Source organism: Allobosea sp. LjRoot90 (assembly GCF_964254315.1).
Classification (GTDB): Bacteria; Pseudomonadota; Alphaproteobacteria; order Rhizobiales; family Beijerinckiaceae; genus Allobosea.
In genome coordinates, this window is record NZ_CAXUTF020000001.1 from 1,045,695 (window position 1) to 1,068,332 (window position 22,638).

The 22,638-nt window shown below is 65.7% G+C and carries 17 protein-coding genes and 3 tRNA genes; 8 read left to right on the forward strand and 12 right to left on the reverse strand.

What is annotated here, in order from left to right; translation table 11 throughout:
- Positions 1-16 precede the first annotated feature (16 nt).
- The 4 genes from ACSQ3M_RS05045 to ACSQ3M_RS05060 form a co-directional block, all read right to left on the reverse strand.
- Complete coding sequence (locus ACSQ3M_RS05045; RefSeq protein ID WP_436148956.1) at positions 17-1,558, reverse strand: ABC transporter substrate-binding protein; 1,542 nt, start codon at positions 1,556-1,558, stop codon at positions 17-19.
- A gap of 34 nt (positions 1,559-1,592) precedes the next feature.
- Positions 1,593-3,128 (reverse strand): M81 family metallopeptidase, encoded by a 1,536-nt coding sequence (locus ACSQ3M_RS05050; protein WP_436148957.1) that lies wholly within the window; start codon positions 3,126-3,128, stop codon positions 1,593-1,595.
- A gap of 165 nt (positions 3,129-3,293) precedes the next feature.
- The gene (locus tag ACSQ3M_RS05055) at positions 3,294-4,598 is read right to left on the reverse strand and encodes an alanine racemase (protein ID WP_436148958.1); all 1,305 of its coding nucleotides are present in this window, start codon (positions 4,596-4,598) and stop codon (positions 3,294-3,296) included.
- Positions 4,589-6,049, reverse strand: a complete 1,461-nt coding sequence (locus ACSQ3M_RS05060; RefSeq protein WP_436148959.1) for a M81 family metallopeptidase — start codon at positions 6,047-6,049, stop codon at positions 4,589-4,591. The genes ACSQ3M_RS05055 and ACSQ3M_RS05060 overlap by 10 nt, the downstream gene beginning before the upstream one ends.
- 182 nt (positions 6,050-6,231) lie before the next feature.
- On the opposite strand from ACSQ3M_RS05060, the gene ACSQ3M_RS05065 reads away from it, so the two are divergent.
- The 5 genes from ACSQ3M_RS05065 (at position 6,232) to ACSQ3M_RS05085 (ending at position 10,834) form a co-directional block, all read left to right on the forward strand.
- Positions 6,232-7,737 (forward strand): M81 family metallopeptidase, encoded by a 1,506-nt coding sequence (locus tag ACSQ3M_RS05065; protein ID WP_436148960.1) that lies wholly within the window; start codon positions 6,232-6,234, stop codon positions 7,735-7,737.
- Between the two features lie 134 nt (positions 7,738-7,871).
- Positions 7,872-8,717, forward strand: a complete 846-nt coding sequence (locus ACSQ3M_RS05070) for a transporter substrate-binding domain-containing protein (protein ID WP_436148961.1) — start codon at positions 7,872-7,874, stop codon at positions 8,715-8,717.
- Between the two features lie 20 nt (positions 8,718-8,737).
- A complete protein-coding gene (locus ACSQ3M_RS05075) occupies positions 8,738-9,397 on the forward strand; it encodes an amino acid ABC transporter permease (protein ID WP_436148962.1) in 660 nt (219 codons plus the stop codon).
- 7 nt (positions 9,398-9,404) lie between these two features.
- Entirely contained in the window at positions 9,405-10,061 is a 657-nt protein-coding gene (locus ACSQ3M_RS05080; protein ID WP_436148963.1) for an amino acid ABC transporter permease, read from the forward strand.
- Positions 10,058-10,834, forward strand: a complete 777-nt coding sequence (locus ACSQ3M_RS05085; RefSeq protein WP_436148964.1) for an amino acid ABC transporter ATP-binding protein — start codon at positions 10,058-10,060, stop codon at positions 10,832-10,834. The genes ACSQ3M_RS05080 and ACSQ3M_RS05085 overlap by 4 nt, the downstream gene beginning before the upstream one ends.
- A 105-nt stretch (positions 10,835-10,939) precedes the next feature.
- Here the strand turns inward: ACSQ3M_RS05085 and ACSQ3M_RS05090 are convergent.
- Positions 10,940-11,016 (reverse strand) — tRNA-Asp (locus ACSQ3M_RS05090).
- Between the two features lie 353 nt (positions 11,017-11,369).
- Here ACSQ3M_RS05090 and ACSQ3M_RS05095 point away from each other — a divergent pair.
- Positions 11,370-11,445 (forward strand) — tRNA-Val (locus ACSQ3M_RS05095).
- Positions 11,446-11,449: 4 nt separating this feature from the next.
- On the opposite strand, the gene ACSQ3M_RS05100 is transcribed toward ACSQ3M_RS05095, so the two are convergent.
- The 7 genes from ACSQ3M_RS05100 to ACSQ3M_RS05130 all read right to left on the reverse strand — a co-directional run bounded on the left by ACSQ3M_RS05100 (position 11,450) and on the right by ACSQ3M_RS05130 (position 20,599).
- Positions 11,450-12,532 carry a MerR family transcriptional regulator gene (locus ACSQ3M_RS05100; RefSeq protein ID WP_436148965.1) on the reverse strand — a complete coding sequence of 361 codons (1,083 nt, stop codon included), beginning with the start codon at positions 12,530-12,532 and terminating at the stop codon, positions 11,450-11,452.
- Positions 12,533-12,644: 112 nt separating this feature from the next.
- Complete coding sequence (gene lon / locus ACSQ3M_RS05105; protein ID WP_436148966.1) at positions 12,645-15,074, reverse strand: endopeptidase La; 2,430 nt, start codon at positions 15,072-15,074, stop codon at positions 12,645-12,647.
- Positions 15,075-15,475: 401 nt separating this feature from the next.
- Positions 15,476-16,600, reverse strand: a complete 1,125-nt coding sequence (locus tag ACSQ3M_RS05110; RefSeq protein WP_436148967.1) for a retroviral-like aspartic protease family protein — start codon at positions 16,598-16,600, stop codon at positions 15,476-15,478.
- Between the two features lie 101 nt (positions 16,601-16,701).
- Positions 16,702-17,970 carry an ATP-dependent Clp protease ATP-binding subunit ClpX gene (gene clpX / locus ACSQ3M_RS05115; protein WP_436148968.1) on the reverse strand — a complete coding sequence of 423 codons (1,269 nt, stop codon included), beginning with the start codon at positions 17,968-17,970 and terminating at the stop codon, positions 16,702-16,704.
- Between the two features lie 268 nt (positions 17,971-18,238).
- Entirely contained in the window at positions 18,239-18,862 is a 624-nt protein-coding gene (locus ACSQ3M_RS05120; protein WP_436148969.1) for an ATP-dependent Clp protease proteolytic subunit, read from the reverse strand.
- Positions 18,863-19,003: 141 nt separating this feature from the next.
- Positions 19,004-20,428 (reverse strand): trigger factor, encoded by a 1,425-nt coding sequence (gene tig, locus ACSQ3M_RS05125; RefSeq protein ID WP_436148970.1) that lies wholly within the window; start codon positions 20,426-20,428, stop codon positions 19,004-19,006.
- Positions 20,429-20,514: 86 nt separating this feature from the next.
- Positions 20,515-20,599, reverse strand: a tRNA-Leu gene (locus ACSQ3M_RS05130).
- Between the two features lie 166 nt (positions 20,600-20,765).
- Here ACSQ3M_RS05130 and ACSQ3M_RS05135 point away from each other — a divergent pair.
- Entirely contained in the window at positions 20,766-22,193 is a 1,428-nt protein-coding gene (locus ACSQ3M_RS05135) for a multicopper oxidase family protein (RefSeq protein ID WP_436148971.1), read from the forward strand.
- A gap of 4 nt (positions 22,194-22,197) precedes the next feature.
- Positions 22,198-22,602, forward strand: coding sequence for a DoxX family protein (locus ACSQ3M_RS05140; protein ID WP_436148972.1), 405 nt, complete (start codon positions 22,198-22,200; stop codon positions 22,600-22,602).
- Positions 22,603-22,638 lie beyond the last annotated feature (36 nt).

Genomic DNA, 22,638 nt, shown 5'->3' on the forward strand with positions numbered 1-22,638 from the left:
GCTGCTCCCCACCGCCTCATTTGAATCCGATGGTGCGGGCGATGAAGAGGTTGTCGATGTCGAGCGTGATGCCGCCAATCTTCTCGGAGGCGACGATCAGGCCGACATCGTAGGAGTTCGTCGGAATCCCGAAGGCCTCGTCGACCATGACGCGGTTGAGATTGTCATAGGCCGCCTTGACCTCCGCCTCGCCGCCCGTCGCGGCATCGACCTTAGCGATCGCCGCGACATAGTCCGGATGCGGGTGTGGATCCTTGAGGATCGGATTGCCGGAGGTGCGATAGATCGAGTTCGTCGTGACCCGCGACGGGAACTTCTGGATGTTGCCGACCGCGCCGAAGGTCGCGGCGAAGTCGCCGCCGAGCAGCGCCGTGACGTATTCGGCGCCCTGGCGCATATCGAGCTCGATCGGAATCCCGATCTTCTGCAGCGAACCCTGTACGATCTGGCTGATCGTGACGGAGGCCTCGTCGCTGCCGTTGACCAGCAGCTTCCAGCCCTTCATCTCGTCCGCAGAAAGCCCCGAGGCGGCGGTGAGCTTCTTCGCCTTTTCAAGGTCATAGGCGTAGGTCTTGGTGTAGTTGTCATCGAAGGCCGGGCTCGCCGGCGCCCAGGGCAGCGCCACCACCTTGCCCATTCCGGCATAGCCGACGCGCAGGATGCTGGTGCGGTCGATCAGATAGTTGAAAGCCTGCCGGAACGACTTGTTGCGGAAGGGTCCGCGCGTCGAATTGATGCGGAAGACCTGCACGAGCGGCCCCGGCCCGGCGAAGACCTGATAGCCGGCACCCTTCAGCCTGACGGCGCTACGCGAGGAGCCGTTGTAGACGATGTCGACTGCACCCGATTCCAGCGCGGCTGTCGCGGCTGCGTCCTCGCTGAACACGGTGAAGACGAGGTCCTGCGCGATCGGCTGCTTGTCGCGCCAGTATTTCGGATTGGCCTTGAGGGTCAGCCCCTGGCCGACGGCGCGGCTGACCAGCGTATAGGGTCCGGTGCCGGCGGGCACGGTCTCGACCGTGTCGATGCCCTTGGCCTCGATCGGGATCAGGAACTGCAGCAGGTCGAGGATCTGGCGTTCGGGCGCCGGCGCCTTGAAGTTGATCACCACCGTGCGCTCGTCCGGCGCCGACCAGTCCTTCACGATCGACATGGTCGAGAAGACGTTTTTGCCGCGCTTGGGGTCGGCGCCCTTCTGCAGCGTCGCCAGCACGGAATCGGATTTGAACGGCGTACCGCTGTGGAAGGTGACGCCGTCGCGCAGCGTCAGGCTGACCGAGGTCTTGTCCGGCGCGATCGTCCATGCGCTTGCCAGGCTCGGCTGCGGCTTTCCGTCCGGCGTGTACTCGATCAGGCTATCATAGAGGTTCTTGATGACGTGGAAATTGACCGTCGAGAGCTGCTGTGGATCGAAATTGGCCAGCTCGCTCAGCACGGCAACGCGCAATGTGCCGCCTTTGAGCTGCTGCGCGGGTGCCGGGCTGGCCCCAACAAGTGAAGCCGCTCCCGCCAAAGCAAGGCCGGTGATGCAGAATTGACGTCGCGACAGCTTTGTCATCGCTCTCCCCTTTGTTTTTGCTTCAGGTCGACAATCAGCCCGTTCCCGCTCCCGGCTGGGACGAATGCGCCCGCCAGTCGCTTATGGTTTCCAATGGATAGACAGGTCGTGGGATGCGCTGCCACGGCAGGGTGAAGACATCCGATTGCCCCGGCCCGCGCGTATCGGCGCGGATCACCTGCGAGGTGATCGGAGCAAAATACTGGAAGTTCGAGGCCGTCTTGAGCACGGCCATCTTGTAGTCGGCGAGGTCGATGCCGAAGGCCTCGTAGACACCCGGCACATTGCCGGCGACGCCGCGCAACTCGCTGATCAGCAGCGTTACCGGCCCGACGTCGAAGATCACGACGCGGCCCATATCGACCTCGGGCTGGTGACTATAGTCCAGCCGGACTGGGCCGCCGCCGATCCGCCGCACCCGCCCAGTCACCATCAGTGGCTTGAAGAACGCGATCGCGGCATCGCCGCCGAGCGGCAAGGTCACCTCGGCGCCCTCGCCCGCCGCGACCAATGTCGCGACCGCCTGCGGCGAGATCAGAGGGATCAGGGCACGACTTTTGATGTCCTGCCGCAGCATCGATTCCAGAATCAGGTTGCTGTCGCCGGCCGCGCCACCGAAGACCGTGTCGCCGGTGTCGCTGAGCACGACCATGCCGCGCTCGGCGGCATCGGCTCCGCGCACGGCATCGTCGACAGAGACGGCTTCCCGCACCTGGAAATCATCGCGCATCGACCAGGCGAGGTCGGCGAGTTCGTCCGCCAAGCGCTCGGCCAAGGCCTGGTTGCCATCGGTGACGACGATGGTGGACCAGCCGCCCTCGGCAACGTCGAGCCAGGGCTGCATCGGATAGTTCGAGGCCTGCAGCACGCGCGGATCGGCCTCAATCGCCCTGGCCCGGTCGAACCAGATTTTCATCGGCCCCTTCGACGTCAGGAACTGCTCCTGGTGCGAGAGCAGCGGAATCTTGCGCCAGGCCATCACCGGCCTGAGCTTGCCGGTCAGGATGTGCAGCAGCAGCTGCGTACCGACCTTGCCGGTGTCGAAGACGTCGTGCGGCTGGGTCCGGTGCCCGACGATCGCCGTGCAATTGGCAATGATCTTGTGGGTGACATTGGCGTGGTGGTCGAGCCCGAGCAGGATCGGAACATCGGGCCCGAGGATCTGCCGGCACAGTTCGGCTTGCTCACCTTCGACATCGTCGATGCCCTCTGCGGCGCAGGCGCCGTGGAGATGCAGGACGAGCCCATCGATCGGGCCGATGGCTTCGAGGCCGATGCGGATTTTCTCCTGGAAGAAATCGAAGGCCTCGCGCGAAATCCGCCCGCCGGCCACCGCCCAGGCGCGAATGATCGGGACGGTCTCGACCGCGAGGCCGGCCTCACGGATGGCAGCATAGTGGCCGCCGATCTGGCCGATATCGCCGAAACGCCGGGCGATCTCCTCGCCCTCGTAGAGCCCGAAGGCCTGGAAGTCGGCGAGCGTCGTCAGCACCGGATTGAAGTCGTTGGTCTCCTGCACAATGTGGATCAAGGCAAGACGCACATCGACCTCCCGGACATCGGCTTCCATCGCAGGTCGCCCATCGCGTGCAGTGGCTCGCTTCCCCCGCAGCTCTCGGTCTGACAGCGCTCGTCAGCCGAAACGGAGGACCGCGACATGGCAAAAGCGTAATTGCGGCAACCATTTCGCGTCAAGGATTCGACGTTCCGCAGGAAGGAACGCAAAGTGAAGGAGTCAGAAGAAGGTCCGGACCGCCCCCGTGACGCGATAATCATCATCGACCAGCATCAGGTGCGCCCATTTGTCGAAGGTCGTGCAGGGATGGCCGATACCGAACGCGACCATGTCACCGACCTGGAGCGGGCTCGCCTCCGGCGTGCCGAGATGGCAATGCTGGTCGTTGAGCGCGAGGACCGTGTGTCCGGCCGGCATCGGCTCCGGGCGCGCCATCGAACCGCCCGGCCGATACCAACGCAGCGGCACCGGCAGCCCGGAATCGTAGCTGATATCGCGCTTGCCGACAGTGAGCAGGCTGCGTCCGCGCTCGGGCCGCGACTGGACATAGGCCCAGACTTCGAGCGCCGGTTCGAGCCCACCCGGCGGCAGCGCCAGGCTGGTCTCCATGGTGATCCGGCGGAACGAGGCCGTGTACGTCGTCGAGTCATGGGTGAGATAGCAGCCCGACCGCAGCAGCTTGAGGATCGGCCGCGCGAAGGAGGCAGCGTTGAAACGCTCGCCGGCGCGGTCGAACAGTGAGGTCCCGCCGGCGCTCAGTACCATCAGCTCCGGGCCGAGCAACCCCTCTGCATCCGCCGCCGCGGCCGTCGCGACCACCTCGTCGAGCAGTCGATCGGCCGCCTTCGGTTCGCTGAGCAGCCCCTCGAAGCATTCGAAGCCGGAGAGCCGCAACCCTGGTGACGCGGCAATCGCGCGCGCCACGGCGAGCGCCTCCGCCTGGCTGCGGGCGCCGGTGCGCCCGCCCATGAAGCCGATCTCGACGAGGATGCGCAGCGGGGTGGCACCGCGATGGGCGCTAGCCGCCTCCGCCAGCAATCCAAGACCGGCGACGCTGTCGGCAAGACAATAGAGCTCGAAGCCCGGTTCCCGCAGGGCATCGAAGCAGGCAGCGATCTCCTGCTTGCCCACGGGCTGGTTGGCGAGAATGACGCGCTTGACGCCGAAGCGGCGGCAGACGGCGAGCTGCTGGGTGGTCGCAACCGTGATCGCCCAGGCGCCGTCGGCGATCTGCAGGTCGAAGAGCTGCGGCGCCATGGTCGTCTTGCCGTGCGGCGCGATCAGCAGGTCGTTGGCGGCGGTGAAGGTCGCCATCCAGGCGCTATTCGCCTTCAGCACGCTCTCGCGGATGACGGCGAGCGGCATCGGCATGTCGCCGGCGAGGACGTTCCAACCCTGCCGGCCGACATCGCCGAGCCGCAAGGACGCGCCGGGCGGCACGCCCTTGATGGTGCCGTCGAGGCGCTGATCCTCGATCTCGCCGAGCGACAGGCGCGGCAGGGCGGCATGAGAGGCTACAACCATGGGTTCGGATCCAGTGGAGAAAAGGGGCGCTTGACCTTGGTGTAAGGGATCTTGCTGGCGTCGGGCGGATAGGGCCCGCCACTGTCGAGATAGAGCACGCTCGCCGCGATCGGCGCGAAGGCGGCGTGGAAATGGTTCGAGGATTTGACCACGACCAGCGTCTTCGCAGCGAGATCGATGCCGAGATCGGTGAAGACCGGTGGGCTGAAGGTCTGCGCCCGGGTCGAGGCCAGCACGATGTCGAGTTTGCCGATCCGGATCGCCACCGCCGGGCCGAGCGAGACCCAGCTCTGCTCGAACGGGATCCGCAGATCCGCGGTCGTGCCGACGATCTGCACGATGGCGTCGATCGGCCGGCCGGAGGACGGCGCCGCCTTGCCGGCAAAGCGCAGCGGGATCTCCGCGCCGACACCGGCAGCACGACACAGCCTCACCGCGATAGGGTCCCAGAGTGCACCGATCGCCGCGGGGATATCGGGATGGCGCAGCAGCGCCTCGACCATCACGGAGGAATCGCCGGCGACGCCGCCGCCGGGGTTGTCCCAGCGATCGGCGAGGATGACGGGCCGGCCCGGTTCGGCCAGCGCCAGCGCCGCCGCGATGCCCTCCTCCGGTTTGTAGTGCCTGGGCGAGGCGCCCTGCCCCCAACCCAGGATTTCGAGCCCAAGCCGCTTGGCCAGCGCAGCAGCCTTCTCCCGGTCGCCGTCGGCAATGACCAGCACCTTGGTGCCAACATCGGCCACGTCCGCCGCCTGGAAGCCGTGTGCGATGGAGATGCTGAGAATGCCGCCCTGGCCTTCCAGAGACTTGATCCGGTCGACGAAGCTGCGGCCGGGCTCGCGGCTGGTCATGAAGGCGGCGAGCCCGCGGCAATCGAAGACGGCACTTGCCAGCCGAACCTCGCCCCGCGCTGCCCTAAGGCAGAGCTCCAGCAGATCCTCGGCCCGCGCCAGGAAATCGGTGTGCGGGAACTCCTTGAAGGCGACGATGATATCAGCGCTCTCGACCATTTCAGCGCTGAGATGACAGTGCATGTCGAGCTCGACGCCGATGACGCAATCGGGTCCGGCGAGCGCCCGCACCCGCTCGATCAGATCACCTTCGCAATCGTCATAGCCCTGCGCCACCATCGCGCCGTGCAGGCCGAGCAGCACGATGTCGACCGGCAATGCGGCCCGAAGCTGGCCGAGGATCTCGTCGCGCAGGCTCTCATAGCCGTCGCGCGAGACGAGCCCTGCCGGCTCGGCCCAGGTCGCCGTGCCCTCGACCAGCTCATAGCCCTCGCTGGCGGCACGGCGGCGCGCCGCGACGATCGGCGCCGAGCACAGCGTCGGCGTATCCGGATGCGTGCCGGGCGGGCAGTAGAAGGCGCTCTCGAAGGCGCTGCGGTCGACATAGAGCGGCGCGAAGGTGTTGGTTTCCGTCGCCAGCGACGCAGTGAAGACGCGCATGCGGTTCCGTTCCCGAGCAGCGCCGGCGCCCGCCCTTCGTTCGCCGGCGCGGTCATGAAACCGGCAGTGGGCTTGCCCTGTCAAAGGACCTGCGTTCCCTGGAGTGGAACAATGCAGGCTTGATCCGGAACAGCCGAGCCGCCGAAATGCTCCGGCTTCGTCTGCAGGGAGCTGCCGAGACCATGTCGCAACGTCGCCGCATCCTGCTCGGAGCGCTCTTCCACGAGACGCACAGCTTCGTCGACGAGATCACGACGCTCGCCGACTTCACCATCCGCCTGGGCGAGGAGCTGCTGCAGCGGCGCGGCGACGGCTCAACCGTCGACGGCTTCCTTGAGGTCGCGGCGGCGGAAGGCTGGGAGGTTCTGCCGACGGTCGACTACACCGCCCTGCCTGCCGGCACCGTCGATCATGCCGTGTTCGAGCGCTTCCTGCGCGAGTTCGATGCCGGGTTGAGGGCAGCTCTCACCTCCGGCGGGCTTGATGGCATCTGGCTGGCGCTGCACGGCGCCATGGTCACGAGCGAGAGCCCTGATCCGGAAGGTGCGCTGCTCGCCCATATCCGCTCGGTGCCCGGCTGCAAGAGGCTGCCCATTTTCGGGGTCTTCGACCTGCACGCCAATTTCACCGCCGCCATGGCGCAGAATGCCAACGCCCTCATCGCCTATCGCGAGAACCCGCACACCGATGCGCGCGCCTCCGCCGTGCGCTCGGCGCGGTTGCTGGCGCGGGCCTTGAATGAGGGTGAGCTGCCGCACATGCTCTCCTGCAACGCGCCCGTGATGTGGCCGCCGACGGGTACTGGCACGGCCGATCGACCGATGAAGGACCTCGAGGCGCTGGCACGCCAGATCGAGCAGGACAATCCGGCGATCTGGGTCGCGAACGTCGTCGGTGGCTATTCCTTCTCGGATGTCGCCGAGGCCGGCGTCGCCTTCGCCGTCGCGTTCACCGGGTCGGAAGCCGCCGCCAGAGACGCGCTCGACCGCCTGACGCAGACCGCGACGGAGCTGCGCGAACTCGGCCTGCCGGCGGAATGGGATCTCGATCAGGCAATCGTGGAGATCATGCGCTCACCGGGCGGCCCCTATATCGTCGTCGAGCCGGCCGACAATATCGGCGGCGGCGCCCCTGGCGACAGCACCTCAGTGCTGCGCGCCTTCCTGCGTCATGGCGTCGAGAATTGCGCCGTCGCCATCGCCGACCCGGCTGCCGTCGCAGCGATGGCCGGTTCTACGCCCGGCGAGGTCCGCAGGCTCTCGATCGGCGGCAAGGGCAGCGCTATCGCCGAAGGGCCGGTCGAGACCGAGGCGGTCTTCGTCAGCGCGAGCGATGGAGGATTCGCACTCGAAGACCTCAACAGCCATCTCGCGGCCTCGCAGGGCTCGCGCTTCAGCATGGGGCCGAGCGTGGTGGTCAAGGTCGCCGGAGTCACTGTGCTGCTGACCAGCCGCAAGACGCCGCCCTTCGATCTCGGGCAGCTCCGCTCGCAGGGCATCGAGCCGGAAGGCCTCAAGGCCATCGGCGTCAAGGCGGCGGTGGCGCATCGGCGCGCCTATGACAAGATCGCCAAGGGCAGCTTCACCGTGGCGACGCCTGGTCCCTGCACCAGCAAGATCGCCGGATTGCCCTATACGCGTTTGCGCAAGCCGGTCTTTCCGATCCACGCTGACGCCGGGCGCGGCTAGGGAGAAGTGCGTCTGGCAAAGCCCCTGTTTCCTCTCGCGGAACAGGCGCATCTTGTCCGAGGAAGGCGATGCGTCGTCTGCTTGTCGCCGCGCCTGCCATCAAGCGGTTTTTAACGACAGGCGGAGGGGATGCCATGTTTCAGAATCTGATGAAGATCGCCGCAGGGCTCGGAGTGCTCGCCTGCGCCCTGTTGCCCGCAACCGGAGCCTCGGCTCAAGGCAAGCTCAAGGAGGTGCTGAGTCGTGGCAAGCTCGTGGTCGGCACCGGCAGCACCAATCCGCCCTGGCATTTCCGCAACGAGAAGGGCGAGCTCGTCGGCTTCGACATCGAGATCGCCAAGATCATCGCGCAGGGCCTGTTCGACGACCCCAACAAGATCGAGTTCGTCAATCAGGCCTCCGATGCCCGCATCCCGAACATCGTCACCGGCAAGGTCGATATCGCCTGCCAGTTCGTGACCGTGACCGCCGCTCGCGCCCAGCAGGTCGCCTTCACCGTTCCCTATTATCGCGAGGGCGTCAGCCTGATGCTCGTCGCCGGCGGCCCCTATGCCGACTATGCCGCCATGAAGGCGGCCGGCAGCAAGGTCACAGTCTCGGTGCTGCAGAACGTGTTCGCCGAGAAGATGGTCAAGGACGCACTGCCGGAGGCCAAGGTCGATCAGTTCGAGAGCGTCGACCTGATGTACCAGTCCCTGAATTCGGGCCGCGCCCAGGCGGCCGCCACCGATTCTTCGTCGCTGCGCTACTACATGAAGCAGAATCCGAGCCGCTATGTGGATTCCGGCTATAGCTGGAACCCGCAGACCTATTCCTGCATCGTCAAGCAGGGCGACCCGGACTGGCTCAACTTCGTCAATATCGCGCTGCGCGAGTCGATGACCGGGACGACCTTCCCCGTCTACAAGGCGGCCTATGAGCGCTGGTTCGGCGAGACGCCGCCGGAGCCCAAGATCGGCTTCCCGCAGGAATTCCGCTAAGCCGCGAACGGCCCCTCTCCGTGGAGTACTCGCTGCATTTCGGCGCCGTCTGGGCCAGCTTCGACAAGCTTCTGTCGGGGCTGGCCATCGGCCTCGGGCTTGCCATCGTCGCCGTCGCAATTGGCACAGTGCTCGGCCTGCTGGCGGCCTTCGCCAGCGTCGGCCCCTATCGCGCGCTGCGCGGCCTTGCGGCTACTTACGTCGCGCTGATCCGCAATCTGCCGCTGCTCGTGCTGGTGCTGCTCGCCTATTTTGCCCTGCCCCAGGCCGGCATCACGCTAGACAAGTATCAGAGCTTCGCCGGTGCGCTCGCGCTCTATTCCGGCGCCTATCTCACCGAGGTGTTCCGGGCCGGGCTGCTCTCGGTACCCAAGGGCGTGATCGAGGCGGCGCGCGCGATCGGCCTGACGCGGCTGCAGACGAACATGTCCGTCGTGGCGCCGATCATGCTGCGCAACGCCCTGCCTTCACTCGGCAACACCTTCATCGGCATGTTCAAGGACAGCTCGATCGCTGCGGCCATCGCCGTGCCGGAGCTGACCTTCGAGGCGCGCAAGATCAATGTCGACACCTTCCGCGTGATCGAGACCTGGACGGTGGCGAGCGGACTCTACATCGCCGCCTGTGTGGTCATCGCGGCGCTGCTGCGCGGCCTCGAACGACGTCTCCCGAAGTTCTGAGCGGGCCATGCAAGCTTTCCTCGATCAGCTCTGGATCGCCCGCTGGCCCCTCTGGGAGGGCCTGCGGCTGACGATCGGGAGCGCGGCCGCCTCGATCCTGTTCGGCACGCTGCTCGGCGTCATCGTCGGCATCCAGCTCGCCTATGCGCCGTGGTGGCTGCGGCTGCCCTTCCGCGTCTATGTCGACATCATGCGCGGCACGCCCGTGCTCGTGCTGATCCTCGCCGCTTACTACATTCCGGCGGTCGCGGGCCTCAGCTTGGGCCCGACGCAAGCCGGCATCCTGGCACTGGCGCTGTTCGCCGGCGCCCATATCGGCGAACTGATGCGCGGCTCGCTGCAGGCGATCCCGCCGGGCCAGGCAGAGGCCGGGCGCAGCATCGGCCTGACCTATCCGCAGCTCCTCGCCTATGTGCTGCTGCCGCAGGCAGTCCGCTCGGCCCTGCCGCCCTGGATCAACACCGGCGTCGAGCTGATCAAGGGCTCCAGCCTGCTTTCGATCATCGGCGTCGGCGAACTCCTGCTGAAAACGCAGGAGGTCATCGGCCGCAACTTCATGACCATTCAGTTCTATGTCTTCGCGGGCATCCTCTACCTCGCGATCAACATCGTCCTGGACCAGCTTGGCAAGGCCGTCGAAAGACGCGTGGGGCAGCCCTGGTGAACGACAAGCAGCCCTCTCTCCTCGCCATCCGCGGACTGAAGAAACAGTTCGGCTCAACCGAAGTTCTCAAGGGCGTCGATCTCGCGCTGAGCCAGGGCGATGTCGTCTCGATCATCGGCTCCAGCGGTTCGGGCAAGACGACGCTGCTGCGCTGCGTCAACCTGCTCGAGGAATACCAGGGCGGCGACATCGTCCTCGACGGCGAGACAATCGGCTATCGCGCCAGCAATGGCCGGCGCCAGCGGCTGGGCGACCGGGAGCTGTCGCGCCAGCGCGCGATGACCGGCATGGTGTTCCAGAGCTTCAATCTGTTCCCGCATCTGAGCGCCGCCGGCAACGTCATGCTCGGCCTGCGCAAAGTGCTGAGGCTGCCCAAGGCCGAGGCGCGCGCCATCGCCGAAAGCTGGCTCGCCCGGGTCGGCCTCGCCGCCCGCGCCGACCATTATCCCAGCCAGCTCTCCGGCGGCCAGCAGCAGCGCGTCGCCATCGCGCGGGCGCTCGCGATGAATCCGAAGCTCGTGCTCCTCGACGAAGTGACCTCGGCGCTCGATCCCGAGCTCGTCCAGGAGGTGCTCAACACGGTGAAGGGCATCGCCGACGACGGGGCGACCTTGCTGATCGTGACGCACGAGATGCGCTTCGCCCGTGACGTCTCCAGCCGGGTCGTCTTCATGGAGCAGGGGCGCATCGTCGAAGACGGACCACCCGCCCAGATCTTCGGCGCGCCGAAAAATGCGCGTCTCGCCGAATTCCTGCGCACCACGCGACATTAACGCCACGGCCGGCGAGCCATGTCATCCGCATGTCAAAGACGCCGCGCCGAATGTCTTCGGCGCATGCGAAGTAATCGATGCAAGGTTCTGGAAAATCGTTTGAAATGGCGCGGGCGACGGGGCTCGAACCCGCGACCTCCGGCGTGACAGGCCGGCACTCTAACCAACTGAGCTACGCCCGCGCGGGCGGCGGAGGGACATGTCCTCGGCGGGGTTGGGATTATGGCCCCGGGCCCTGACTGTCAAGCACCGAAGCCGTCAAAATGTCGATCCTCTCCAAAGTCCGGCTAAAGGGGCTTCGATCGAGCCGTTTCCGGCCCGCGACCTGATGCAAAGAGAGATCGCCCGTTGATGGGCGAGCCGAAAGGGGGCGAATCTCGGTGTCCCGGCTCGGTGGCCGCGCGACTCCTTCATGGCAGCCTCTGGCCGCTCTCGACCCAAGGCTCGCCGAGCCATAGGTCGAAAGGGCTGGGCAAGGCCAAGCTGCAGCCTGCGACTTGCGAACCTGCCCTCATGGCCTTAAACGGCGGGCAAGGGGCGGTTAGCTCAGTTGGTAGAGCATCTCGTTTACACCGAGAGGGTCGGCGGTTCGAGCCCGTCACCGCCCACCAGCCTTCAGGCTGGCATCATCCAGAGCGTATGCACGCGGTCGTCTTCGCCGAAGCCGATGCCGCATTGCAGGGAGCCTTGGGCGAACTGCACCTCGTAGATATCGACGCCATCCTCGGCGACGCGGCGAAAGCCTAGCTCGCGCAGGTCGCCCTTCGATTCGAGCTCCGCGCTCACGATCGGAAGTTGCTCACGCACGAGCTCCGCCAGCTCCTCGCTCAACAGCTCGAAAGGCATGCTGCCGTTCTGCTGCTGTTCGATCAGCTCGCGCAGCGTTGCTTCGCTCCGCGGGTGCGGAACCCGGCTCCGTACCCGCTCGCCGAGTTCCTCGCTCAGGCGCCTCGCCTCTACCTCGTCGATGCGTGTGGCGACGGTGTCGTGCCCGCCCTGATGCAGGACCAGCGCGTCGACATCACCGTCGTCACCCGGTGTGAAGGTGAGCTGGGCCGGGACCACCTTCAGGAAGAAGTTGCGGTCGCTCTCGGCGAAGAGCTCGACCTTGGGCTGCCCGGACACTTGCAGGAAGAAGCGATCGCCCTCCAGGCTGACGGTCATGACCAGCCCGGCTGGATGCCGGTAGAAGCCGGTGCATCGCGCGAAGCGGCTCGGGTCGATTTTGCTCTCAGCGCGCGGCCGCGCCTGCTCGTAGCGCCGCCAGGCAATGGAATCGGTGGTGGTCTGCGTCATGATGGCCTCCTTTGCGAGCTTGATCAGTTCGTCAGGGCTGAGGGAGGTGCCGGCCGCGAGCTTGGCTTGCGCGGCGCGGACCAGAGCAAGCCCCTGCTCGGCCCGCTCACGCTGTTCGCTGAGCAGGCTGTGCTGAATGCCGAGGACGCCCGAAAGATCCAGCGCCTTGCCGTGCAGGAGCGCAGTGATCCGCTGCAGGCTGAGACCCAGCCGCTTCAGCGCCAGGATCTCGTGCAGCCGGGCGATCTCGTCGGCGCCATAGAGGCGCCAGCCCTTATCGGTTCGCCGCGGCCGGATCAGGCCGCGTTCCTCGTAGAGCCGCAGCGCCCGCTTCGACAATCCGATCCGGGCCGCACATTCATTGGCCTCGAGCCAGGTCTCACCCTTGCTTCGCATACTCATCGGCACCTCCTGAATCAGCCCTAGGCTATGACGCAGGGTGCGGCTCAAGTGGGCTGCCAATAAAAAAGGCCGCCGGCAGAGCCGGCGGCCTTTCTATTCACGAGCGCTGAATTCAGTGGGCGACGAGACCTGCAGCCGCATCGTCCTCGGCGGCCTTGGGCGTTGCCGCCTTCAGGTCCTCCTCCCAGACGATCGGGACGGGCAGGCGCACCAGCGCATGCTGCAGCACCTGCTCCATCCGCGAGACCGGGACGATCTCGAGCCCGTTCTTCACGGACTTCGGCAGATCGACCAGATCCTTGGCGTTGTCCTCGGGGATAAGCACCTTCTTGATACCGCCGCGCAGGGCGGCCAAGAGCTTCTCCTTGAGGCCGCCGATCGGAAGCACCCTGCCCCGCAGCGTGATCTCGCCGGTCATGGCGATGTCACGACGGACCGGAATGCCGGTCAGGACCGAGACGATAGCCGTCGCCATCCCGACGCCCGCCGACGGACCGTCCTTCGGGGTCGCCCCCTCGGGAAGGTGGACGTGGATGTCGCGCCGGTCGAACAGCGGCGGCTCGATGCCGAAATCGATGGCGCGGGAGCGGACATAGGAGGCCGCCGCCGAGATCGATTCCTTCATCACGTCGCGCAGATTGCCGGTGACGGTCATCTTGCCCTTGCCGGGCATCATCACGCCTTCGATCGTCAGCATCTCGCCGCCGACCTCGGTCCAGGCCAGGCCGGTGACGACGCCGACCTGGTCCTCGGTCTCAGCCTCGCCATAGCGATAGCGCGGCGGACCGAGATACTCTTCCAGCACCGCTGGCGTGACCGCGACCTTCTTCTTCTTGGTCAGCACGATCTCCTTCACCGCCTTGCGGACGGTGTTGGCAAGCTCGCGCTCGAGGTTACGCACGCCGGCCTCGCGGGTATAGCGGCGGACCAGCGTCATCAGGGCCTCGTCGTCGATCGACCATTCCTTGGATTCGAGGCCATGCTTCTTGATCGTCCCCGGAATCAGGTGGCGGCGCGCGATCTCGGCCTTCTCGTCCTCGGTATAGCCGGCGATACGGATCACCTCCATGCGGTCCAGAAGGGCCGGCGGGATGTTCAGCGTGTTCGCCGTGGTCACGAACATCACGTTCGACAGGTCATAGTCGACCTCGAGGTAATGGTCGTTGAAGGTCGAGTTCTGCTCGGGATCGAGCACCTCGAGCAGGGCCGCCGACGGGTCGCCGCGGAAGTCCTGACCCATCTTGTCGATCTCGTCGAGCAGGATGAGCGGGTTCGAGGTCTTGGCCTTCTTCATCGACTGGATGATCTTGCCGGGCATCGAGCCGATATAGGTGCGGCGGTGGCCACGGATCTCGGCCTCGTCACGCACGCCGCCGAGCGACATGCGCACGAATTCGCGGCCGGTCGCCTTGGCGATCGACTTGCCGAGCGAGGTCTTGCCGACGCCCGGAGGGCCGACGAGGCACAGGATCGGGCCGGCGAGCCGGTTGGCGCGCTGCTGCACGGCAAGGTATTCGACGATCCGGTCCTTGACCTTGTCGAGGCCGAAATGATCGTCGTCGAGCACCTTCTGGGCGGCAGCGAGATCCTTCTTCATCTTCGAGCGCTTCTGCCACGGGATGCCGAGCAGCCAGTCGAGATAATTGCGCACGACGGTGGCTTCGGCCGACATCGGCGACATCTGGCGCAGCTTCTTGACCTCGGCGACGGCCTTGTCGCGCGCCTCCTTGGTCAGCTTGGTCTTGGCAATGCGCTCTTCCAGCTCAGCCAGTTCGTCGCGGCCTTCCTCGCCGTCGCCGAGCTCCTTCTGGATCGCCTTCATCTGCTCGTTGAGATAGTACTCGCGCTGGGTCTTCTCCATCTGGCGCTTGACGCGCGAGCGGATGCGCTTCTCGACCTGCAGCACCGACATCTCGCTCTCCATCAGGGAGAGCACCTTCTCGAGCCGGTGGGCGACGTTCATCACCTCGAGCACGGTCTGCCGGTCGGCGATCTTGACCGCGAGATGCGAGGCGACCGTATCGGCGAGCTTGGCCGGCTCGTCGATCTGGGAGACCGCCGCGACGATCTCGGGCGAGATCTTCTTGTTGAGTTTCACATAGTTCTCGAACTCGCTGACGACCGAGCGGGCGAGCGCCTCGACTTCGACCTTCTTGCCGGTTTCCTCGGCGAGCGCCTCGGCCTCGGCCTGGTAGAAATCGTCGGTGGCGGTATAGGCCGTCGCCTTGGCCCGGCCGATGCCCTCGACGAGCACCTTCACGGTCGAGTCGGGCAGCTTGAGCAGCTGAAGCACGCGGGCGAGCGTGCCGATTTCATAGATGTCGCCGGTTTCCGGATCGTCGTCGCCGGCATTCTTCTGCGTGGCGAGCAGGATCAGGCCATCATTCTTGACGACTTCCTCAAGCGCGCGAATGGACTTCTCGCGGCCGACGAAGAGCGGCACGATCATGTGCGGGAATACGACGATGTCGCGCAGCGGCAGGACCGGATAGGTATCGGTCGTGCCGGGGACAAGCGGGGCGCGGGGCGTCGAGCCAGTCATATCTAGTCCTTCAAGTTTTCGCCCGGCCGACCCCCCGAAAGGCAATCGAACGGACGTACCGCGCGACGCGACCATTCACGCCAGGCGCCCCTGCGGGCCACGCCCTCAACAGGCACGCGACTCTCGCAAGTGATCCTAAGGTGGAGGTTTCGAGGCCGCCTTTCAAGCGACGCCCTCGCGAAGTCCACCGCAGCTTCCACCGCCGGCCGGACACGAGGCCGTGAGCCTGCCGACAAGCCAAAACCAGATGATGGGCAGTCGTGCCCGGGCATCCCAACAAAGCAAAACGCGCGCCAGCGGCGCGCGTTCCAAACCGGGTCAGACAAGGGCTGCGATCAAGCCGAGGCCGACTTGGCCTCTTCTTCGCCCTGCCCCGACGAACAGGCTCTGAAAGCTCGCGATTACAGCTTCACGCCACCACGCGATCGAAGCCTCACGCTGCGCCTGTCGATCGTAACATCGAACCGACTGAGAAAGCTCATGCCGAGAAGGCCGTCGACGCGCACGCCGTAGCTGCCAGAAGCGTCGGATTGCACGACGACCGGCACCTCGGTCGCTTGAACGCGCTTGAGTTCGATCAGAGCGGCCCTGCCACGGCGGGCTTCGATAATACCATTGGCCGTATGCAAGCGGACCTTGCTCGTGGGGTCGACCACGATCCGGGCGCGATCGGCAAAGCTCTGGCGGAGCGAAACGAACGTCGCGCCCGTGTCGATGATGAACGTTCCCTTGGTACCGTTTATCGTGGCAGACACGGTGACGACCTGACCGCTCCGCGTGATCGGAATGGTTTCGTCCGTGGCAAAGGCCTTTTCGGCGCACTGCCCCTTGCTGCGCAACGTCCCGATCACCGCCTGCGTGCGGCTGTTGTCGTTGCGCAGCGGATTCCTGTTGTCGTTGCGCAGCGGATTCAACGCGATCCAGGCCTCGATGGGAACGATCGCGTCGCAATATTGCCCGAGCTTTTCGTAGGCCCGGGATGCCGCGAAATAACCGACCGAGGAAATTCGTTCCTTGTCGGCGAACAGGGCAATCGCCGTCAGGTAGTCGTCGATCGCTTCATTGGCCTTGCCCGCCTTGTCGTTCGCGGTGGCCCGGAGATAATAACCGTTGTCGGAATGCGGCTGCTCCTCGACGATCTTGCTCGCAACGGCGGCCGCCCCACCCCAATCCGACAGATCCATCAAGATGTTCGCGGCGCGGCGCAGGGCGTCGATGAAGCCTCCGCAGTTCTCCGAAAAGCGGACTAACGCCTGAGCGCCTTCGCGGCGGTAGCCGGCCTGTTTCAGGCCCTCTGCAAAGGCCAAGACCGCTTCGCGATCACAGCGCTCCCGCGTCAGGGTTTCAAGGTGTTTGGCAACTGGCCGAGACGTCGAGACCGCGACCGGCAGTTCACCGATTCCCAGCTCTTTCAAAACCCGCATCACCGGGTCGGCACCGGTCTGTGCCGCGGCTGGCCCAGGCAGCAACACTACGCCAAGGAGGAATAATGCGATCGCGCCGCTCGTGACGGCACGAGCGGTCATCGAATCGCGAACCCGGCGTGGTCGTATGATCACATCGCCCCCCGGCATAGCCCCGGTTGCGAGGCTACGCCGTGGCGACAGGCCGTCAAGCCGGCCTTAGCTCAGGCCGAGGCCGACTTGGCCTCTTCTTCGCGATCCGCATAGATGAACAGCGGACGCGACTTGGTCTCGACCGCCTCGGGGCCGATCACGACCTGCTCGACGCCTTCCAGCCCCGGCAATTCGTACATGGTCTCGAGCAGGATGCCCTCCATGATCGAGCGCAGGCCACGCGCGCCGGTCTTGCGCTCGATCGCCTTGCGGGCGATCAGGCTGACCGCCTCTTCGGTGAAGGTCAGCTCGGTGTCCTCCATCTCGAACAGGCGCTGGTACTGCTTGACCAACGCGTTCTTGGGCTCGGTGAGGATGGTCTTGAGCGCGGCTTCGTCGAGGTCCTCGAGCGTCGCCAGCACCGGCAGGCGGCCGACGAACTCCGGAATCAGGCCGAACTTGAGCAGATCCTCGGGTTCGACCTCGCGGAAGATCGCGCCGGTGCGCCGGTCGTCCGGCCCCTTCACGTTTGCGCCGAAGCCGATCGAGGTGCCCTTGCCGCGACTGGAGATGATCTTGTCCAGCCCGGCGAAAGCGCCGCCGCAGATGAACAAGATATTGGTGGTGTCGACCTGCAGGAACTCCTGTTGCGGATGCTTGCGCCCGCCCTGCGGCGGCACGGAGGCGACGGTGCCTTCCATGATCTTGAGCAGCGCCTGCTGGACGCCCTCGCCCGAGACGTCGCGGGTGATCGAGGGGTTGTCGGACTTGCGGCTGATCTTGTCGATCTCGTCGATGTAGACGATGCCGCGCTGAGCCCGCTCGACATTGTAGTCGGAGGCCTGGAGCAGCTTCAGGATGATGTTCTCGACGTCCTCGCCGACATAGCCGGCCTCGGTCAGCGTCGTCGCATCCGCCATGGTGAAGGGCACGTCAAGAATGCGCGCCAGCGTCTGCGCCAGCAGCGTCTTGCCCGAGCCGGTCGGCCCGATCAGCAGGATGTTCGACTTGGCAAGCTCGACGTCATTGTGCTTCGAGGCATGCGAGAGCCGCTTGTAATGGTTGTGGACCGCGACCGAGAGGACCTTCTTGGCGTGGTCCTGGCCGATGACGTAGTCGTCGAGGACCTTGCGGATCTCCTTCGGCGTCGGCACGCCGTCCTTCGACTTCACCAGCGCGGACTTCGATTCCTCGCGGATGATGTCCATGCAGAGCTCGACGCATTCATCGCAGATGAACACCGTCGGGCCCGCGATCAGCTTGCGGACCTCATGCTGGCTCTTGCCGCAGAAGGAGCAATAGAGCGTGCTCTTGGAATCGCCGCCGCTGGCCTTAGTCATCATGATTCTCCATCTCGGAGGACAAAATCCGCCACCGAATAACGGCAGGCTGATGTCGTCTCCCCGTCATAATAGGCGCTCAGATCACGATTTTTAGGTTAACGCGTCGCTCTGGCGCAGGTGGCGACGAAACTGACCCAAAACCGGACCGCTCGAGCGCCTTGCTGCGCCCTTCCGATGCCCCATGCAAACATGAGGCCTAGTCTCTAGGCAATATGGCCCTTCGAAAGCCACTCGCCAACCCACAGGCGTGTCTTTGCGATGCAGCTCAGGCGGCCGCCTCGTCCGAGCGCTTGTCGATGACCTTGTCGATCAGCCCGAAATCGCGCGCCTGCTCGGAGGTCATGAAGTTGTCGCGCTCCAGCGCCTGCTCGATGTCCTCGTAGGAGCGGCCGGTGTGCCTGACGTAGATCTCGTTCAGGCGCCGCTTCAGGCTCTCGACCTCGCGGGCATGGATCAGGATGTCGGTGACCTGGCCCTGGAAGCCGCCGGAGGGCTGGTGGACCATGATTCGCGCGTTCGGCAGGGCAAACCGCATGTCCTTGGCGCCGGCGGTCAGCAGCAGCGAGCCCATCGAAGCGGCCTGGCCGACGCAGAGCGTCGTCACCGGGCAGCGGATGAACTGCATGGTGTCGTAGATCGACAGGCCCGAGGTGACCACGCCGCCGGGCGAATTGATGTAGAAGGAAATTTCCTTCTTCGGGTTCTCGGCCTCGAGGAACAGGAGCTGCGCCACGATCAGCGAGGCGGAGTAATCCTCGACCGGGCCGGTCAGGAAGATGATGCGCTCGCGCAGCAGGCGCGAATAGATGTCGAAGGCGCGCTCGCCGCGGCTCGACTGCTCGACCACCATCGGGACGAGATTGTTATAGGTCTCGATCGGGTCACGCATCATGGTCGGTCCTTGGGGTGAAGCGGCGGGAATCAGCCGATAGCAGCGAAGCCCCACATAAGCATGCCGGTGGCGGCTGAAAAGGGAAGCGCCGCCCGGCGGAATGCGGGCGGCGCGAAATCGTAAATCAGGGGCGTAGGGTCAGGCCGAAGCCTCGTCGTCCGCGACCTTCTTGGCCTTCTTCGCCTTGGCGGCCTTGGGCTTGGCCTCGGCCGTGCCCTCTTCCTCGTCGTCGGCGAAGAGCACGTCGCGCGAAACCGACTTGTCGGAGACCTTCACCTGGCCGAGCAGATGGTCGACGACCTTCTCCTCGAAGATCGGGGCGCGGATCTCGGCGAGTGCCTGCGGGTTCTTGCGGTAGAACTCCCAGACTTCCTTCTCCTGGCCCGGGAACTGGCGCGCGCGCTGGATCAGGGCCTGCGTCACCTCGTCATCGGCGATCTGGATCTTGGCCTGCTCGCCGATCTCGGCCAGCACCAGGCCGAGCCGCACGCGGCGCTCGGCGATCTTGCGGTACTCGGCGCGAGCCTCATCCTCGGTGGTATTCTCGTCGGCGAAGGTCTTGTTGGCGTTCTTCATATCCGCCTCGACCTGGCTCCAGACCGCAGCGAACTCCTGCTCGACCAGGGTCGGCGGCAGCTCGAAGCTGTACTTGCCGTCGAGGGCGTCGAGGAGGCTCTTCTTCACCCTGCGACGCGACTGCTCGCCAAGCTCACGGCCGACCTGCTCGCGGACAGCGGCCTTGAGCGCGTCGAGCGACTCCATGCCGAAACCCTTGGCAAGCTCGTCGTCGATCTTGAGCTCGCCCGGCGCCTGGACGTCGTCGACGGTGACGGCGAATTCGGCCGGCTTGCCGGCGAGGTTCTCGGAGGCGTAGTTCTCGGGGAAGGTCACCGAGACGGTGCGCTGCTCACCCTTCTTCACGCCTTCGAGCTGCTCCTCGAAGCCAGGGATGAACTGGCCGGCGCCGAGCTCGAGCGGGATTTCCGAACCGGTGCCGCCGTCGAAAGGCTTGCCCTCGAGCGTGCCGACGAAGGAGATCAGCAGGCGATCGCCCTTGGCAGCCTTGGCGCCGTCCTTCTTCGAGACGAAGCTGCGGTTCTGCGAAGCCATGCGCTCCAGCGCGGCATCGACATCAGCCTCGGGGACCTCGGCGACCGGCTTCTCGAGCGCGACGTCCGAGAGGTCGACGATCTCGATCTTCGGCAGTACCTCGAGCGCGACGGTGAAGGCGAGATCGCCCTTGGCCTCCATCGCGGCCTCGATCTCGTCCTTGTTCTCGGGGAACTTGATCTGCGGCTCGAAGGCGAGCTTGAGCTCGTTGTCGGCGATGATCTTCTGGTTCGCCTCGTTGACGGCGTTCTGAACGACGTCGGCCATGACCGAGCGGCCATAGAGGCGGCGCAGATGGCCGACCGGGACCTTGCCGGGCCGGAAGCCGTTGATGCGGGCCTTGCCCTGCAGGCCAGCGAGGCCGTCATCCAGCCTGGTCTTGAGGTCGGCGGCGTTCAGCACCACCTGAAATTCGCGCTTGAGGCCCTGGGACAGGGTTTCCGTCACGTTCATCGTTCTGATCCGCCAACAGCTCTTTAACTTCAATGTCCAAAGCGCGACGCCGAATGACCGCCGCCGCGCTCGCGAAATCCGAATCCTGGTGCGGGCGGAGGGACTCGAACCCCCACGACTTTCGCCGCTGGTACCTAAAACCAGTGCGTCTACCAGTTCCGCCACGCCCGCCAACCCGGTGCGCCATATCGCAGTCTTCGCGACAGCAGCACCGTAGGCCGCGCCGCTATACCATTTCGGGCGCGTCATGCAGCAAAAAAATGCGACAGTTCTGCGAACGCCGCTCCCGAGCGGCTTTCCACTCGCCAGAATGGCGCGGCAAGGCTATGTCGCGGGCATGAGCAACGATGCTTCGCCGCCGGCCTCGCGCCCTCATCCCAGCCGACGCCTGGTCATCGCGCAGGGCGCAGGATTCGCAACCCTGCTCGCCCCGCTTTCCGCATTGGCTCAGCAGCCCGCTGCCGGTGGCGCGACGCGAGACCTGGTCGCGACCTCGGCCAAGGTAAGGCTGCGGCCAGCGCCAGCGCCAGAAACGGAGATCTGGGCCTTCGACGGCGCCACACCGGGCCCTGTACTTAAGGTAAAGCAGGGCGAGACATTGCGCCTTGCCCTGCAGAATCGGACCGACAAGCCGCTCTCGCTGCACTGGCACGGCCTGCGTGCCGATCACGCCATGGACGGGGTGGGCGGCTTCAGCCAGGAGCCGGTGCCGCCGGGTGGGCAGTTCGAATACCGGCTGACCCCGCCCGATTCCGGGACCTTCCTCTATCGGCCGATGCTGATCGGTGGCTCATCCGAGCCGGCCGGGCGCGGGCTCTCCGGCATGCTGATCGTCGAGGAGAAGGAGCCGCCTTCGGTCGATCTCGACCTGCCTGCCCTGATCGGCGACTGGCTGCTCGGCGACGACCAGAAGCTCCTGCCCTTCGCTGCCGATGGACAGGACGGCGCCGCGGCCGGACGGCTCGGCAGCTGGCTCACCGTCAATGGCAAGCCGCCGCCGCTGCCGGTCAAGCTGCCGCCCGGCGCTCGCGTCAGGCTCCGCCTCGCCAATGCCTGCAATGCGCGGATCATGCGATTGCGCTTCGACGAGATGAAAGCCTCCGTCGCAGCGGTCGACGGTCAGCCGACCGATACCTTCGAGCCAGTCCGGGGGCAGCTGCCCTTCGCGCCGGGCACACGCTACGACGTGATCTTCGACATGCCGGAAACGGTCGGGGCCAGCGCCAGCGTCACCGCGCTGATCGGGCCCGGCGTGCCGCTGGTTCGCTTCGTCTCTGAGGGCGCGGCGAAGCCGGCCCGTGCGCCGATCGTCGCGATGCCGCTCAACCCGGCCCTGCCGGCGGCAGTGCGGCTGCAGGACGCGAAACGTGCCGAGCTGGTGATCGAGGGCGGCGCCAGGATCACGCCCGAGAACAAGCTCGACCTTGTCGGTCTCGACCTCGCCAGGCCCTGGACCGTCAATGGCGGCCAGGGTGATCCGAAGGGCAAACCGCTGCTCAGCGTCAAGCGCGGCACGCCGGTGGTGATCGCCATCACCAACAAGACCGCCTTCCTGCAGCCGCTACATGTTCACGGCCACAGCTTCCGCCTGCTGCATCCGCTCGACGATGGCTGGGAGCCCTATTTCCTCGACACCGTGCAGATTCCCGAGGGCAAGCGGCTGCACATCGCCTTCATCGCCGACAATCCCGGGCGCTGGCTGATCTCCTCGACCGTGCTGGAGCGCTTCGACCGCGGGCTGTGGAGCTGGTTCGAGGTGACATGAGGCGATGAGCACAGGGCGGCGCGCCATGCTCTCGCTACTGGCAGCGTTTTATCTCGCGGCCGGCCTGCTGCATCTGCGTTCGCCTGCGGCCTTCCTGCCGATCGTGCCGGATTGGGTGCCAGTGCCGCACTCGACCGTGATCGCGACAGGCATCGCCGAAATTCTCGGCGCCCTCGGCCTGCTTGTTCCGCGGTTGCGCAAGGCCGCGGGGATCGGCCTTGCGCTCTATGCGCTCTGCGTCTTCCCGGCCAATCTCAAGCACGCCTTGGAAGGGGTCTTCCTGCCCGAATTGCCGAGCAGCTGGTGGTATCACGGCCCTCGCCTGGCCTTCCAGCCGGTGCTGATCTGGGCGGCGCTGTACGCATCCGGCGTCACGCGCTGGCCATGGCGGCGCTTGCCAGCCAAGTGAGCGGCTTCTAAACCCGCCACCCTACGCAAGGAGCCC

What these genes read in the sequence shown, in the direction of transcription:
- clpX (WP_436148968.1), bottom strand. Translation starts at nt 17,970, where the DNA reads ATGACTAAGGCCAGCGGCGGCGATTCCAAGAGCACGCTCTATTGCTCC.
- ACSQ3M_RS05060 (WP_436148959.1), bottom strand. Translation starts at nt 6,049, where the DNA reads ATGCGCGTCTTCACTGCGTCGCTGGCGACGGAAACCAACACCTTCGCG.
- ACSQ3M_RS05050 (WP_436148957.1), bottom strand. Translation starts at nt 3,128, where the DNA reads ATGGAAGCCGATGTCCGGGAGGTCGATGTGCGTCTTGCCTTGATCCAC.
- tig (WP_436148970.1), bottom strand. Translation starts at nt 20,428, where the DNA reads ATGAACGTGACGGAAACCCTGTCCCAGGGCCTCAAGCGCGAATTTCAG.
- ACSQ3M_RS05110 (WP_436148967.1), bottom strand. Translation starts at nt 16,600, where the DNA reads ATGACCGCTCGTGCCGTCACGAGCGGCGCGATCGCATTATTCCTCCTT.
- lon (WP_436148966.1), bottom strand. Translation starts at nt 15,074, where the DNA reads ATGACTGGCTCGACGCCCCGCGCCCCGCTTGTCCCCGGCACGACCGAT.
- ACSQ3M_RS05100 (WP_436148965.1), bottom strand. Translation starts at nt 12,532, where the DNA reads ATGAGTATGCGAAGCAAGGGTGAGACCTGGCTCGAGGCCAATGAATGT.
- ACSQ3M_RS05045 (WP_436148956.1), bottom strand. Translation starts at nt 1,558, where the DNA reads ATGACAAAGCTGTCGCGACGTCAATTCTGCATCACCGGCCTTGCTTTG.
- ACSQ3M_RS05135 (WP_436148971.1), top strand. Translation starts at nt 20,766, where the DNA reads ATGAGCAACGATGCTTCGCCGCCGGCCTCGCGCCCTCATCCCAGCCGA.
- ACSQ3M_RS05120 (WP_436148969.1), bottom strand. Translation starts at nt 18,862, where the DNA reads ATGCGTGACCCGATCGAGACCTATAACAATCTCGTCCCGATGGTGGTC.
- ACSQ3M_RS05055 (WP_436148958.1), bottom strand. Translation starts at nt 4,598, where the DNA reads ATGGTTGTAGCCTCTCATGCCGCCCTGCCGCGCCTGTCGCTCGGCGAG.
- ACSQ3M_RS05080 (WP_436148963.1), top strand. Translation starts at nt 9,405, where the DNA reads ATGCAAGCTTTCCTCGATCAGCTCTGGATCGCCCGCTGGCCCCTCTGG.
- ACSQ3M_RS05065 (WP_436148960.1), top strand. Translation starts at nt 6,232, where the DNA reads ATGTCGCAACGTCGCCGCATCCTGCTCGGAGCGCTCTTCCACGAGACG.
- ACSQ3M_RS05140 (WP_436148972.1), top strand. Translation starts at nt 22,198, where the DNA reads ATGAGCACAGGGCGGCGCGCCATGCTCTCGCTACTGGCAGCGTTTTAT.
- ACSQ3M_RS05070 (WP_436148961.1), top strand. Translation starts at nt 7,872, where the DNA reads ATGTTTCAGAATCTGATGAAGATCGCCGCAGGGCTCGGAGTGCTCGCC.